The sequence below is a fragment of the Catalinimonas alkaloidigena genome, from assembly GCF_029504655.1.
GTDB classification, from domain to species: Bacteria; Bacteroidota; Bacteroidia; order Cytophagales; family Cyclobacteriaceae; genus Catalinimonas; species Catalinimonas alkaloidigena.
This window is the reverse complement of the sequence record NZ_JAQFIL010000001.1, coordinates 722,368-736,612: the sequence shown is the minus strand read 5'-3', so window position 1 is coordinate 736,612 and position 14,245 is coordinate 722,368. Positions and strand designations below refer to the sequence as shown.

Genomic DNA, 14,245 nt, shown 5'->3' with positions numbered 1-14,245 from the left:
ACTTACTTTTTTTTTACAGCGCTGGCTTTTCTTGCTTTAGGCTGAGCAAGTCTGGAAGGAAGGGTGTTGTATTTTTTGAGCACATCCTGTAGACCTGCCAGTTCGGTTTGCGTGGCATCCAGAACGGTATGGTTGCTGGTATGATTCTTCAGCTTTTTAGTGATACTGTTGATGACTGAATAGTAATCATCTTCTTTTTTGATCTTGCCCTGCTTTATGGCTTTCTCAATAGCATCCAGTAATCGCTTCATGGAAGCAATTTTATCGGTATTGATGAGGCCAATGTAGCGATTTACCAGCCTTACTGAAGTCCTTACCCTTTCATCATCAGAGAGATCTACTGCTTTTTTGAGAAGACTTGCAGGGAGGTTAAACTTTTCCTGAGATTTGCTCATGCCATTGTGGAAATTGACCAGCATTCGCTGCATATCCATAATAAAATTAGCATGAGGGCTGTTCTTGCGAATTTCTTTTTTAAGAATGGCTCGTTGCAAAGCTTTAACAAATGCTGCAATCTGAGTCTTGGTAGCTACTTTCTCATGCAATGACTTGGCCCGTTTGGCAAAGCGGACCTCAGGACTGATTTTATTGACAGGCTTTGCATTTTCTTGTCTGACAGTCTTTTTCTGAGTTGTTTTTGGCCTTTTAGTGGCTGTGGTTTTTCTCTTTTGAGTAGTCTTTTTTGGAGTAGATTTCCTGGGAGTTGACTTCTTTTTGGCTGTATTGCTTCTTTTATTTGCAGCAGAGCTAGTTTTTTTAGCGGTACTGCTGCTTTTGCTGGCAGTTGATTTTTTCTCTTTACCGCTGTTCTGATTGGGCTTATCCTTAGCTTTTCCAACCCAATCAGAAACATTTTCCAGATATAAATCTATGGCCTCTTTAACCTCTGGCACTTCCTCATAAAACTGTACTGATTCTTCATAGAAGCTGTGAGCTTCCTTCAACTCAGAGGGCATTTCCTTTACCAAACCGGCAGTTATAATGCTGTTATGATTGCTTTTTGTTATTTTCATGAATAGCGGATTCTTCTCATTAACTTTGAGAATGCTATTCTAGGAAGGTAAAGATTAGTGGAGTTGGATTGAGCACTTATATCCTTCTTTCAGCTGTTTTAATGTTTGCAGTCATTGTAAAACAACACCTCGAGATTGATGAAATACAAAGAAATAAAGCCTCACAAAAAATTAGAACTCTTTATTCATTCCTATTGGGAACTGAAAGGAGACGAAAAAGATAGACAATGGGAACGGAATTTTCCTGATGGATGTGCAGGATTAGTGGTGAATTTGGGAGATTCTTGTTTGACAGACAACGGCTTGGTTTCTATGGAGTTTGGGAAAACTTATGCTGTTGGTGCAATGAGTTCATTCAAAGATAGTTTTATAGACCGCAATACACATTTATTAGGAGTTTGCCTCAAGCCTGCAACTTTTTCAAATTTCTATAATTATGTAGCACAAAATGAACTGACCAACAACACCGTTGAGCTTGAAAAATACAATTCATTTGATGTTGACAAAATATTAAAAGACCCTCTTAATCATTTCAATCAATTTTATATAGATAGAATTAAAAGCAACAAGAACCGACTCCAATCAGTAATCAATGATATACATTCTTCAAATGGACAGTTGAGTATTTACGAGCTCTCGAAACGGAATTATACAACTGTGCGCCAGCTAGAACGAAATTTTAAAACGTACATAGGAATTTCACCAAAAGAATACTCAAACATTATTCGCTTTCAAAATGCTTTGAACATAATTAAAAACTCAAGCGAAAATCGAAGTTTGTTAGATATTGCTTTTGAATGTGGCTTTTATGACCATTCCCATCTTACCAACGAAGTCAAGCGAAATACAGGATTTTCACCATCCGAACTTTAGTCTGTCGTTTTTTTCCAAAGTAGTGATAAGTGCTCCCTATTAATTTTGCAGAAACTTTAAATATAATACGAATGCGAAAATTATCACTTTTCATTGCGACAAGTCTGGACGGGTACATTGCAAAACCTAATGATGACCTCAGCTTCTTAAAAATAGTAGAAAAAGAAGGCGAAGATTATGGTTATGAGAAATTTACCTCAACGATTGACACTCTTATTATTGGTAGGAAAACCTACGATTATGTGCTTAAAGAAATCGGTTCATCTCATTATGACAATGGGGAAAGGGACGTATATGTGATCACAAGAACTGAAAGGCCAAGTGTAGGCAAAGTAAAGTTCTATACCGGAAATCTAACTGAATTAGTGCATAAACTAAAAAGCGAAAACGGAAAAAACATCTATTGTGATGGAGGGGCAGAAGTAATAAATGAACTTTTAAAAAATGACTTGATTGATGAATTTATTATTTCGGTCATTCCAATATTGGTAGGTAATGGAACGAGGCTATTTAAAAATGGAAGACCTGAACAAACGCTTGAATTTGTAACTGCAAAAACTTTTGACACAGGGTTAACGCAGTTACATTACAAACGGAAAAAATAAACAACGAACCACCAATCGTGTAGGGAAAAGTAGGAATTGACATTTAAACCTACCCAAAAGGCAAGGTGCGGTGCGCCGCTGCGATCGTTTCCTTACTTCAGTTCTCATGAAAAAAGACTTATGCAGCCCTCTTCATTTTCAACATCTTCATCTTAATGATAATAGCTTTGGCTTTTGCCTTGGCTTTGAGCTTGTCAGAAGCTACTGAAGGCACTTCTCTCTCTTCTTCGGCTACCTCCTTAACCATACTAATCTGCTTATACTGCTGGATCTTATTGATTTCGTCAGAGAAAGCATCCACTTCATTAGGAAGTAAAGAGTGCCCTTGATTCATGGTATCAGCCTGTGAGTAGTCCAGCAGATAGTTGAGAGAAGCAAATTCTTGCGCTCGTTCGGTGATGGTTCCCGGCCTGATCTGTAGTTTGGCTTTCTTTTCCCTAACTATGGCTTCCAGCTTGCTCAGATTTTCTTCTGAGCGTAAAAACTGCCGCTCTTCTTCCACCTTCTGGATTTCAGTTTCCATCTCTTCTAAAATTGGAGAAAGATCATCATGGATGCTCATACTTCGTTTGGCAAGGGTTGTGGTCTCCGCTTTCCGAACCTGGGGAACAATGGCTCTGAATTCGGAAAAGTCAGCATTGAACTGCCAGTTTGAAGAATTGATGTCTCCCAATAGATTAAGCAGTCGCTTTCCAGCCCTGATCAACTCTTTATCATCCCTATCTGAAGAGGCAAGAAACTCCTGTACGTCTTTGACTACATCCTGAATACGTTCTAATAAAGCTTTACGCTGCTTTTCATCTTTACTGCGCCAGTAATATTGCTGTTCGTAGTTCTTGGATACTCCATTTCCATGGTGGCCAAAGAAATAGTCATTAGTCCGATTGACCAAATCCTCCATTTTACGAGGCAAGCTGTCTCTGAAATTCTGGTAGGTCTTGATTCTACCTTTCAGGGTAAGCAAAGTCTTGTGCTCAGATTCCAATACTTCTTTTTTGCGGGTATTCTCTTTTTCCTGCTTGTCCAGTTCCATTTTGACCAATTCACCGATATTGGTGTACAGCGCGAACTTTACTTCTTCCGGATCGAGGGATTCCTGATCCAGTACATTGCCTCTATCACTACGGTACCAGATGTCGTTAATCCTGCTGGACTTCTCTTCCAGCTTTTGGAAGACAAACACATCCATGGAGTCATTGACCAAAGGCATAACAATACGCACATAGCCAAAGCGGTTTTTCTGCCGGTGAATTCTTCCTTCTACCTGCCTGATACTGGTAGGATTCCAGTCGGGCAGCAAAATATAGAGTACGGTACCATGGTTCTGCAAATCAATTCCTTCAGTGATGGTGCTCGTGCCGATAATGACTTTAACAACATTAGCCTGGAAAGCATCTTTGATGGCTTCTTTGCGTGTTCCGGAAATACCAGAAGTAATGATCTCTACCTCATCAAAAGACTTTCTGTTGTGTTTGACGTTCTGCTTGTAGCCTACTTCTTCAATGAGGTATTTTTTGAGCATGGGGAAATAGTCTTTCCCCCGGTTCATATAGATCACCTGGCCGGAAACGGCTTCTCCTTTTTCTTCATGGTACTGCTTCACTGAGGCTATACATTGACAGGTATAGTCAATCTTGGGAGAGTTTTTGACAAACTCTATATGATCTTTGGGCGGCAAGCCATTGTAGAGCTTGGTAAAGTAGGGGCTTATGGCATTGCTTAAAGATTGCCCCATACTTTCCAGTATACTTCCCCCTCTGCTTTTGTCCATTGCCAGTTTGATCACCTGGTTTTGTACCGCATACTGGTCTTCAGTCATGGTAAGGTAGGTAAGGATCTGCTCATCTCCTTTTAATCGCTGTACTTCTCCGGAAGGCGTAGTACGGTAGAGCTTGGGTAAATTAACTTTAATAGGTCTTAATACCCCTGCATCCTCTCCTGTTTTGTAGCTGATATGGTTGTGAATGAGTTTTTGGAGTAGCAATCGGTTGTTGAATCGCTTCACTACATATTTCTGCTGGATAGTGCCATCATAACTGTTGGCATATTCCATTTCCTGTAGTACAAAGGTTTCCAGAAAGGAGCCTATGTTTTTTAAGCCCATCTGCACCATTTTGTCATAAGCAACCATGGACAACATAGAGAATACTTCCAGCGGAGAATTGGTAAAAGGAGTAGCGGTTAAGAGCATCACATTACGACCAAACTTACGCTGAATGTAGTTGGTCATAAAGAACATTTTGATGGCTCGGTCTGAGGCTTGCGACTCCATTTTGAAACGCTTGTTGCCTTCATCATCGGTGGGAGTATTGGTAAATACGTTCTTGAAGTTATGGGCTTCATCTACTACGATAAAGTCAAAGCCTAAGCTGTCTACATCTACCCGGGTTCCTTTCTGCGCCTGACCCACTGTTTTCTGGTTCTTCTTTTTCATCTTGGACCAGTCCCTATTGGTTTTGCCCACATCTTTCATCATCACGATGTCATTGAGCTCATCAAAGAATTCTCTTTGCAGGTTTTCTGAATAGCCCAACTGGATAAAACCTTCATAGGTAAGCAGGGTGATGCTGTTCTCCGGTACTTCTTGCTCTAAGTCTATGCCTTTACGGATCTGAGTGCCCAGATTATACCAGTCATTGATGGTAATACCGGTATGAGAAAGCACTCCAGGTACAAACTGCTTGCTCTTTTTATCAGTATATCCGATGATTTCTCGCTTCCACTTTTCGTAAGTGGGGTTGGGAACCACTACCACCGGACGCTTCACTCTGCCTTCGTAAAGATTATTGGCCATAGTGATGATGGCCGACATGGTTTTACCGACACCTACATCATAGGCTATAATACCGGAACCAGCGGCCTGCATAAAGGCAATGGCTTCTCTTTGGGGAGGGGTAAATTGGAGTGTACCATGGTTTTTGCCAAAGGTTTTGCTGCACTCAAAACCTACCGGAATGCGATGATACATGATATCAGCAGTACCATTATAAAGCCTGTTCCATTCAAAATCTATCTTTTGCTTGTCTTCCAGTTGTAAGCCTTCGTGCAGGAATCGGGAGAAAAGCTTTTCGCCTTCTTCTGGACCGTACTGCATGATCATCTGCTGTTCGGCTTTATCCATGCGGTTCATGCTTCTGCCCAGTACATAATAATAGTAGATTTGATGGGCGGATAGGTTGCCAAAATCCGTTCTTTCTAAAGTCTGCAGATAATGCCAGAAAGCATCTCTTAAAGAGATTTTAGCAGTTTGAGAATCTTTATAGCTATCGGCTATTTCATAACCCGTTTCTTCAGCAAGATTCTCAATCCTGAAGGATTTAGAAAACTCAGAGAATGCCAGAATCTTAGGACGTTCGTTAGGATCTACATGCTGAATAGAAATTGGCTTGGGAGTACGCTCAGCGATGATGTTTTGATGCTTGGCATATACGGACTCTCCAAACCTTGAGATGATTTCCTCTTTGTCATCTTCTAACTGCTTCGCCCTTTCATACATATTGCCATAGGCATAAATGGGCAAGGGCAATAATTCTCCGTTGGAGTAGAAAAGCAGCCCCTTTTGAACAAAGCTGCTAAGGCTTTCTTCACTGACTTGCTGAGTAGTAGCTTTGATGGTACAGTGATCCTTAAGCACAATGATCTTTTGGCCCTGAGGATTGGTGAGTACCAGATACACTTTATTGTTGTATTCATGCTCAAATCTGGTGGGTTTACCCAGAATAGAACCGGTGGGAACGGTTGCTATTTTGTGCCACTTGTTGTCTAAGATGGAAGTAGCAGCGTTTGCGTATGCTACATTGTCTCTATCCGCACCGGTATTGTTGTCCAGGAAGTATTTCTTCCAGCTTGTCATGGGAGAGCCTAATGACCTGCGATACCACACCCATACTTTGATTTCATCTTCACTAATACCCTGGTTATACATTTGAATCACTTCCTCAAAGCTGCGTTTCCCCTCTTCTTTCCGCTCAGGCTTCACAAGCCTTCCTAATGTGTAATCATCCAGCTTTCTTAAAGTACCGGTAGGCAATGCTCCTAAAGTGGCATGGAGTTGATGCCCGGAAAGCCCTGCTAAACCAGCAAGTCCGGAAAGCGTAATTTGAGTAGTTCTATTTGTATTCTTCATTTTGAGCATGTTCATTTTGATGATGATGGCCCTAGCTTTCGCTGCAGCCAGTAATTTTGGGTTGCTTTGGGTTGGTTGTTCTGGGGTTTGCTTATTGAGCTGTGCTCTAATCAGCCTGGGGATATCCGCTTTTTTGCCCCTGATCTGCAGAGGAAAGTGAAAGGAAGAAGTCACTTTTTCTTCTCCTAGCTGCTTTTCCGGATGCATAGCAAACCAAGTAGAGTAACTGGCTTTCTCTTCAAAGCTCAAAGGCTCTTCAGATACCATATTAGCAAAGAGATAGTCTTTGATAAGTGCTTCTTCACTTTCGGCAGCGGGTAATACAAAAAGATTGTCTTTCGCATAAAGCTCCGGAGAGATATAGCCTTGCTTGAGCAGTGAACGCACATCATTTTTTGCCTTTCGGTCTATGGGTAACTCATTGATGTAGTCTTCTATGATTTGAATCCTTGCCCGGTAATGGCTGGCTGGATGTTTCATGAGAGCTCCATTTCCAGTTGGTTGACTGCTGCAGACAAGCTGATTTGGTTGGTGGCTGCATAATTAAGCAGCATGTTCTCCATCTGCCGGTATCCGTCTGCATCATTAAGGATAGCAGAAATACCAGGATAGCTTTTCGGATCAAGACTCAACAGCAGATCGCGCACTTTTTGGCGTAGCTGGATGATGGTGTTTTCTCTTTTTTTTCTCATGGTTATAGTTTTTTAAGCACCAGAATGTCGGTAGGTACGCTGGAATTTCTAAATACTGCCGGTAGTCGGTAAGCATCCACCAGATTTGCTACCTTACCCATAGCTTGTTTGATCTCCTTATACTTATCTCCATTGCGCAGGAAATTAGAAGAAGTCAGGAACACGATTAGGCCATTCTTTTTAAGGAGTTTCAACCCATAGTACAGGAAGAAATTCTCAATGGTATGATGCCTTGGCTTGGTGTTAAAGTAACTGGCGTAAGGTCCTAAGTGGGTGCCATAGGGAGGATTGCCAATAATCAATTCAAATTCTCTTAACCAGGGTTTGCTGGCTTTGGTGGTGTAGCGTGGGGGTTCTAAAAAGAGCGTTTCAAAATATTGGTTGTAAAGGGTTGCTTGGGGGTGCAGTATTTGGGCAATCCGAAAACTGATAGGATTAATCTCCATTCCATATAGTTTTACCTGATCAGGTGCATGGTCAAAGAATCTTCCGGTACCACATGAAGGTTCCAGTGCTTTGCCATCCTGAGGAAAGCCATAATGCTTAGCCAAATCCCACATGATTTCAATAAGGAAATCCGGAGTATAGAACTCATCTGCTGCCCCTGCATATTCATCCTCAGCATCGGAGATACCACCAGCACCTTCATATTCACGGAGTAAAGCTTTTTCTTCTTCAGAATACAATTCCCCCGCAGCATTTTTTCTGCGGATCATCGCTTCTATTTCTGCTTTGCTTTCTGCCTGTGCCCCTGAAAAACCTATCGATTCCAGCATTGCCTATTTTTGAGAGCAAGGTAGGTGTACCGGGTTAGCTGGATGTGATTTAGGATAGTTTGTGCTCGTTTGATGTAACGATGCTAAAAAGAAAAGGAATTGTTACTGGTTTGATCTCTTAGTCATTCAAAATAATGTCTATTGCACTTCTTGAATTCTACAATGAATCAAAATCTCTTAAAGATTTTATTATCTCAGCAGGGCTTAACTTTCTTTTAAGAAACTCATCAATAAAGTAGTCTTTCCAATTACTGTCATTTACCCCATTGTAATACCTTGAATACTCTCTGCCTAATGAAATTATTTCAATACAAAAGTTTTTGAAGTCAGAATAATTCCAATATTTTAATTTTTTACCAAAAAGCCTGCCTTCTTCGGTTACCTTTGTTCGGTTGCTAACGAAAACCGTAATGATTTTACACTGCGCGCTTACTTCCTTAACATTTTCTTTAATCCAATCTTCATGATGAGTTGCCTGCCTGATATGCTCAACAGATATTTCTCCATCTGAATTTTCATATAACTTGTCTTCGAATACAATGATTAAGTCGTCACTAGATATCCAGTAAGGGTCAGGTGCAGCATTGCTACCAGGGTTTTCACATTTAAACCCTAATAATTCCCCAACATGAAGGTTCATATTTTCCAAATCATTATTATTGATGAACTCTTCAATATTTTTTAAATACTTAAAATATGACTGTGTTTGGCTAATTTTTTTCCAGTTTAGAAACTGTTGTAAATATTCAATATTTGAAATTAAATTAGTATCAATACTGCTTTCAGAATCAATTTTAGTAATAAATCTGGACCATGTAGCAGATGGGCATATTTTAACCAGTTTTTCCAAATATTTCTCGCTAGTCTCTTTATAAATCGGTTTTTGAGTGTCTATAAAGAGTAAGTGAGCTATGGAACCAGCTTGATAATTCCAAAAAGCCCTATATCCTCTTAATTCGGGACCACCATCCAAACTAGAAATAACATTATCTACAATTGAGAAACACTTTAAATAATCTTTGTACCAATATGCATATTGAAAGTCTACTTCATGTTTTGCTGCTTTTTCAAGTTGGTCAGCGCCTTCTAAATTAGTTTGAATTGCATCATTTCTTAACTCAATAATATTTCTATCTGCATTTTTCCAATCGTCTGTTTGATTGATAAACTCTCTAAAATTGTCGAAAAATGAATTAAAATCTATATCACTGCTATTGTCAATCCCAAACTCAATTTCTGCCTGGAGTTCAGGATGAAGATATTTTCTTTTATTTTTCAATAAAAGCCATTCCGATAAATCCTTTTCACCGAAAACACAAATTGCTGAGTAATCTTTTGGGCTTCTTGTACATCTTCCTATAGCTTGGATTAACCTTGTCCTATTTCTGTCATTGAAGATGATTGAAGCATTCATTCTTGATTGCAAGAATTTTTCTTGCAAGTTGGAAGCATAAGGAAGTCCTATTAAAAACAAAAGCCTTGACTGATCTCCTGCAAAATCGATTCCATCAAATCTATTTGCCAATACGATAGCGGCTTTCTTAGAATTTACAAAGTTTGATTTAGACTCTTCAATATCATATGCTGTAAAAAATTCTATATTTGAATCAATAGATTTAATTTGTGAACGTAAACTCTTAACTTGATCTTCACTTGAAACCAAAAAAACGGTTCTATTATTAAGCTTTAAAAATTCTTCTAGTAATCTCACTAATTCACTTTGCTCTAAACTAAGAGAAGGAAACATAAAAAACCTTCTTCCCAAACCTTGTTTTTCCCACCCTGCTGGTATAGGGATTTTATAAAAGCTATTTATTCCTGTAATTCTTTCTAAGTCTCCTCCTTTTCCTAATGTTGCAGACATAAATATTCTCTGAGCTGCAGATTCAAATTGCTTATTTGATAAAGAAGGTGGTATTAAGGGTCTAATTAATATTTCATTCCAAGAATAATAAAACTGGCAGGCATCTAAGTGGTCTTTTATCATAGACCACTGATATTTTAAATCTGCATGATCATCTAAATAAGTAGATAGACAATCAAATATACGTTCCTTCGCTTGAAAAAGCTTTGGGCTTGGAAATTTCTCGACCAAATCTCTATCAAAGTAGTCTAAATCATCATTAATAAGCTTATTATAGCTAGCATATGATATATTATCTTTAATTGTATCAATGAGAGCTCTATAAATATTAGAATCCCTAGATCTAAAAACAGATAATGACCAACATGAAGATATATAGTTTTCTGATGTATGTGCATCATCGAGTATAATAATATTAGGCTTTTCAAACCAAGGATTTATGTTAAAAAGAGAGGAGTAAGTTGTTACTGCTATTGCCTCCCCATTATTATAAGCATATTTATCTTTCTCTTTAAAATACCTGTGTGAGCCAGTAAATGCAATACATTTTATTCCATATGAAGAATTAGAAGTTTCAACTACTTGATTTACAAGTTGTTTCGTTGGGCATAAATACAAAACTCTGTAGTTATCCTTCCTTCTTCTAAATTCAGCAATTAGCAATCCTACTAAAGTTTTGCCACTACCAGTAGGAAGCTCAATTGCTACATCTGTTTTAGATATAGCCTTTTCCTGATAGTCCCTTATAATATCTGCTTGATGAGAATATAGAGATTGAATATCGTGAGTGGGTAAGTCTCTGAACAATGATTCTATATCATCATAATTGTCACTTTTCTTTTTAACAGTTTTGAAGGCCATTTTATCAAAGTTTTGTGAAGTGTAAACCTTGTAATATCTATGAGAAATAATGCTGCCTGGCTCTGCCCCAGGACCTTCCATTTAGATATGGATGTGCTATCTAATTACACCACAGTTAGACAATAAAACTACCCTGATAGTAACTTGGTAAAATAACCAAGTTACTAGACACCTCGACCTCCCCATGAAACTTATAAAATATGCTAGTGGAGAGCCAGGGAGTTGCGTCTTTATATTGGCTGGCGCTGTGCACCAGTGAATAACTTCATTGTTTCAGGGTTAACTCTTTCAAAGTTTTCGTTTCTCCACTCAACTGTAGAGGAGAATATGTTTTCTGAGCTTTCTTTACCATAGATGTACTTTTGTCCATTGTCAACGATACCAAATAACCTCATATTACTCACCCTATATAATCCAACGATTTGCGGTTTTCCACCAGTTTGAAGATCTTTTATGTTATTGAGAGTTGTAATAAGACAATGATAAACACCTCTGCTTGTCCTATGATTATTATGTTTTTCACTTTCCCAAATCGCAAAATTTTTATCAAATTCATTTTTACCTGAACCTTCACTACAAACCTTTGTAGAAAAGCTAGGGAGTCTTATTTCTATATTTTTCAATCCATATAGAGTGCTGTAAGTAGTCTTATAACACTTAAATTCTTTACTTATTCTTGTTCCATGCAGTATAGTAAATGAACCAGCTAATTGCTCTTTAGGGTAACTTTCTAATGAAGTTCTTAAAAAATCACAAAACTTTTTGTTTTTGATTTCACCAATGTCAGAATCATTAAAAATTAACCCAGAATCTATTTGAGGAATAAGTTGTCCGAATACAATTGAAGGAAATAAAACATCACCACAAAAGCCAAAAATATCAGGATAACGAGTGGATCCAAAAACTTTTATTCCATAATCATACTTTCCATATTTCCCCCAACTATATCTGCTATCTGAAGCAATATATAGTGAAGCTACACTTTTACCATTTTTCTTATCATCAACTCCAATCCATGAAACAAGCAGAGTCATTCTTTTTACCTAATTTTTCTTAAAACACTTATTTAGAAACTTGAATGTTGACTATCTGGCAATACCGTAAAATAAACGAAGGTTTAACTTACTGGTGAGCGTATTCAGTGCACACCCTCCAAATTCCCTCGTATTGCCTCTTAATATAGTAAAGAAAATGTGTTAAAAAATCTAAGTAAAGTTATTTTCTATAAATTAGGGTATTTTAACCCTTGAGATATGAAAATAGGTTACGCCAGAGTTTCTACCATAGATCAGAATTTACACCTTCAAAAAGATGCACTTGCGAATGCAGGCTGTGAGAAAATCATAGTTGATACCATCAGCGGATCTGTTGTGCTACGTCCTGGTTTGGAAAAGGTGAAAGAACAACTCCGAGAAGGAGATTCATTAGTGGTATGGAGATTGGACCGCCTGGGCCGTTCGCTCAAAGACCTCATCAACTGGTCAGGTTACCTGGAAGAAAGAGGCATAGGGTTAGTAAGCCTTCAGGAATCCATTGATACAAGTTCTTCCACCGGTAAGCTGGTGTTTCATATGTTCGGTGCCCTGGCCGAGTTTGAGCGAAACCTGATTCGTGAAAGAACTATGGCTGGTCTTCAGGCAGCACGATCGAGGGGAAAAATGGGAGGCAGACCTAAAGCACTCACCAAAGACAAGCAAAAGCTCCTGATGCAGCTTTACAAAGATGATAGCATATCAGTAAAAGAGATTTGCCAGATGATGGGGATTAGCAAACCTACCCTCTACAAGTATTTGAAAGTTGGCTAAGCAAAAGTTTATAATACTTAATCCGAGGATTTTTATTATAACCACATTAACATACTAGTTCATTTTAAAAAAAGCATATGAAAGGAGAAATCTGTTTTCTAGATGTGGCATTTCTATTTCTTCTACAAACCCTCCATTGAGTATTACTTGATACTTCAAACTTACTCGGTTGAAATCAATGCCTATATACGGAAATATAGTTCCTCTTAATCTTTTCTGGATAGGAATCGCTTTATGTTCATCGTAAGTGACAGTACCATCTAAGTAATTAGTATAAGTACCATTGTATGTGTAGGATGATTGATCAATCAAAATATAATTTATACTTGCTCCTAAGCCCGCAAAAGCACTAAAACCACCTTTTTTAAGAAAATGTAATTGAAATGAAAGTTGATTGCGAAGGTCTGTGAAACTGTAATGAAACTGTGACTTTATATCATAAATATTCAGAGTTCCAGCATACTTTTCCTTTACATTTTGGTATGCTATATCTGAACGAAAATTCTCAATTATTAAATTATTGGAAATTGTTAATCTTTTAAATTTCAGGTCTAGTCCGACACCGTAAAAAAGCCTATTTCCTACCATTAATTTTTCATCTGGTTCGAAAAAAAAGTAGGGACTCATAAAACTATCCTTTAACTCAAACTTCGAACTAGAATATCCTATAAGTACATTAGTGTTTATCTGAAACCTTGAGTTGGATGATAATTCTTCTTTAAAATTAGTCCAGCCACAAGATTGATTATAAAAGTTTACAAACTCGTAAATTGACTCATAATTTAGCTTTACTCTACTTATATCTTCATCATTTATGTTTGAACAGTCATTACTCACTGTTCGTAATACTGCTTTATATTGTGTTCGTGCGTTTTTGAGGACTATAGCTCTGTCTTTCTTCTGCAAAATGAAAGAGACATCCTGAGACTGTCTTGGGGTAATATATAAGCTTAATTTTCCATCCACTATTTTTTCTAGGAAAAGAAGTGAGTCATGAGTCTGATAAGAAACAACCTCTGGAAAATATGTAATGTCAGCTATGCTTATTTGATTTACACTCTCAACTGGAATTCTCTTTCCTTCCTTTGTTATTAAAAGATGATCAGAAAAAAAACTTTGCTTATCAAGCTTCAGGTTTTTTGTACTGTCTGTCTTGAAATGAATTGTAGCATTAATAAGTTGACAGTTTGCTTCTTGAAATAAAAAAATTGAAAATATTAGGAAGGAAATTCGCCACATACTGCTTTATTGATAAATTAAATTTACTTTTAGTATAATAAATTGTAAATATATCAATATAATTATTAAATAAATTATTTTAACATGGTATTTTTGGCATAAAAAATTCACTGATTGATGTATATTTTATTCAATGATTGATGTGCTTTTCAAAGAGGCAAAACAAGGGACAGACCTAAAGCACTCACCAAAGACAAGCAAAAACTTCTGATGCAGTTATACAAAGATGACAGCATATCAGTAAAAGAGATCTGCCAGATGATGAATATCTCCAAGCCCACACTTTATAAATATGTGAAGACTTCAAAAGTACATTAAGAGCTATACAGTAGTAATTAAGGTTTCCGCTGTTGTTTGAAGCGATTTCAGGCAACCTTTCTTCGCTGTATCA

The 14,245-nt window shown here is 37.8% G+C and carries 10 protein-coding genes and 1 pseudogene; 4 read left to right on the top strand and 7 right to left on the bottom strand.

Features of this window, described 5'->3' with window-relative positions; all coding sequences use genetic code 11:
- Positions 1 to 2 precede the first annotated feature (2 nt).
- A complete protein-coding gene (locus tag OKW21_RS03125; RefSeq protein WP_277477188.1) occupies positions 3 to 1,013 on the bottom strand; it encodes a hypothetical protein in 1,011 nt (336 codons plus the stop codon).
- Between the two features lie 138 nt (positions 1,014 to 1,151).
- On the opposite strand from OKW21_RS03125, the gene OKW21_RS03120 reads away from it, so the two are divergent.
- Both OKW21_RS03120 and OKW21_RS03115 read left to right on the top strand, forming a co-directional pair.
- Positions 1,152 to 1,886: a helix-turn-helix transcriptional regulator gene (locus OKW21_RS03120; protein WP_277477186.1), complete on the top strand. Its 735-nt coding sequence runs from the start codon at positions 1,152 to 1,154 to the stop codon at positions 1,884 to 1,886.
- Between the two features lie 71 nt (positions 1,887 to 1,957).
- Positions 1,958 to 2,491, top strand: coding sequence for a dihydrofolate reductase family protein (locus OKW21_RS03115; protein WP_277477185.1), 534 nt, complete (start codon positions 1,958 to 1,960; stop codon positions 2,489 to 2,491).
- Between the two features lie 118 nt (positions 2,492 to 2,609).
- Here OKW21_RS03115 and OKW21_RS03110 read toward each other — a convergent pair whose 3' ends face one another.
- The 5 genes from OKW21_RS03110 to OKW21_RS03090 form a co-directional block, all read right to left on the bottom strand.
- The gene (locus OKW21_RS03110; protein WP_277477183.1) at positions 2,610 to 7,097 is read right to left on the bottom strand and encodes an SNF2-related protein; all 4,488 of its coding nucleotides are present in this window, start codon (positions 7,095 to 7,097) and stop codon (positions 2,610 to 2,612) included.
- A complete protein-coding gene (locus tag OKW21_RS03105) occupies positions 7,094 to 7,309 on the bottom strand; it encodes a hypothetical protein (RefSeq protein WP_277477180.1) in 216 nt (71 codons plus the stop codon). Before OKW21_RS03105 ends, OKW21_RS03110 begins: the two co-directional genes overlap by 4 nt.
- A 2-nt stretch (positions 7,310 to 7,311) precedes the next feature.
- The gene (locus tag OKW21_RS03100; protein WP_277477178.1) at positions 7,312 to 8,085 is read right to left on the bottom strand and encodes an HsdM family class I SAM-dependent methyltransferase; all 774 of its coding nucleotides are present in this window, start codon (positions 8,083 to 8,085) and stop codon (positions 7,312 to 7,314) included.
- Positions 8,086 to 8,242: 157 nt separating this feature from the next.
- Positions 8,243 to 10,891 (bottom strand): DEAD/DEAH box helicase, encoded by a 2,649-nt coding sequence (locus tag OKW21_RS03095; RefSeq protein WP_277477176.1) that lies wholly within the window; start codon positions 10,889 to 10,891, stop codon positions 8,243 to 8,245.
- Between the two features lie 149 nt (positions 10,892 to 11,040).
- Entirely contained in the window at positions 11,041 to 11,844 is an 804-nt protein-coding gene (locus OKW21_RS03090) for a hypothetical protein (RefSeq protein ID WP_277477174.1), read from the bottom strand.
- A gap of 219 nt (positions 11,845 to 12,063) precedes the next feature.
- On the opposite strand from OKW21_RS03090, the gene OKW21_RS03085 reads away from it, so the two are divergent.
- On the top strand, positions 12,064 to 12,615 hold the full coding sequence (locus OKW21_RS03085) for a recombinase family protein (protein ID WP_277477172.1): 552 nt from the start codon (positions 12,064 to 12,066) through the stop codon (positions 12,613 to 12,615).
- A gap of 54 nt (positions 12,616 to 12,669) precedes the next feature.
- On the opposite strand, the gene OKW21_RS03080 is transcribed toward OKW21_RS03085, so the two are convergent.
- Positions 12,670 to 13,854, bottom strand: a complete 1,185-nt coding sequence (locus OKW21_RS03080) for a hypothetical protein (RefSeq protein ID WP_277477171.1) — start codon at positions 13,852 to 13,854, stop codon at positions 12,670 to 12,672.
- Positions 13,855 to 14,037: 183 nt separating this feature from the next.
- Here OKW21_RS03080 and OKW21_RS32665 point away from each other — a divergent pair.
- Positions 14,038 to 14,172: pseudogene (locus OKW21_RS32665) on the top strand (helix-turn-helix domain-containing protein); the annotation flags it as partial.
- Positions 14,173 to 14,245: the final 73 nt, after the last annotated feature.

Coding starts and splice junctions, on each gene's coding strand:
- OKW21_RS03120 (WP_277477186.1), top strand. CDS start 1,152: ATGAAATACAAAGAAATAAAGCCTCACAAAAAATTAGAACTCTTTATT.
- OKW21_RS03080 (WP_277477171.1), bottom strand. CDS start 13,854: ATGTGGCGAATTTCCTTCCTAATATTTTCAATTTTTTTATTTCAAGAA.
- OKW21_RS03090 (WP_277477174.1), bottom strand. CDS start 11,844: ATGACTCTGCTTGTTTCATGGATTGGAGTTGATGATAAGAAAAATGGT.
- OKW21_RS03105 (WP_277477180.1), bottom strand. CDS start 7,309: ATGAGAAAAAAAAGAGAAAACACCATCATCCAGCTACGCCAAAAAGTG.
- OKW21_RS03125 (WP_277477188.1), bottom strand. CDS start 1,013: ATGAAAATAACAAAAAGCAATCATAACAGCATTATAACTGCCGGTTTG.
- OKW21_RS03110 (WP_277477183.1), bottom strand. CDS start 7,097: ATGAAACATCCAGCCAGCCATTACCGGGCAAGGATTCAAATCATAGAA.
- OKW21_RS03095 (WP_277477176.1), bottom strand. CDS start 10,891: ATGGAAGGTCCTGGGGCAGAGCCAGGCAGCATTATTTCTCATAGATAT.
- OKW21_RS03085 (WP_277477172.1), top strand. CDS start 12,064: ATGAAAATAGGTTACGCCAGAGTTTCTACCATAGATCAGAATTTACAC.
- OKW21_RS03100 (WP_277477178.1), bottom strand. CDS start 8,085: ATGCTGGAATCGATAGGTTTTTCAGGGGCACAGGCAGAAAGCAAAGCA.
- OKW21_RS03115 (WP_277477185.1), top strand. CDS start 1,958: ATGCGAAAATTATCACTTTTCATTGCGACAAGTCTGGACGGGTACATT.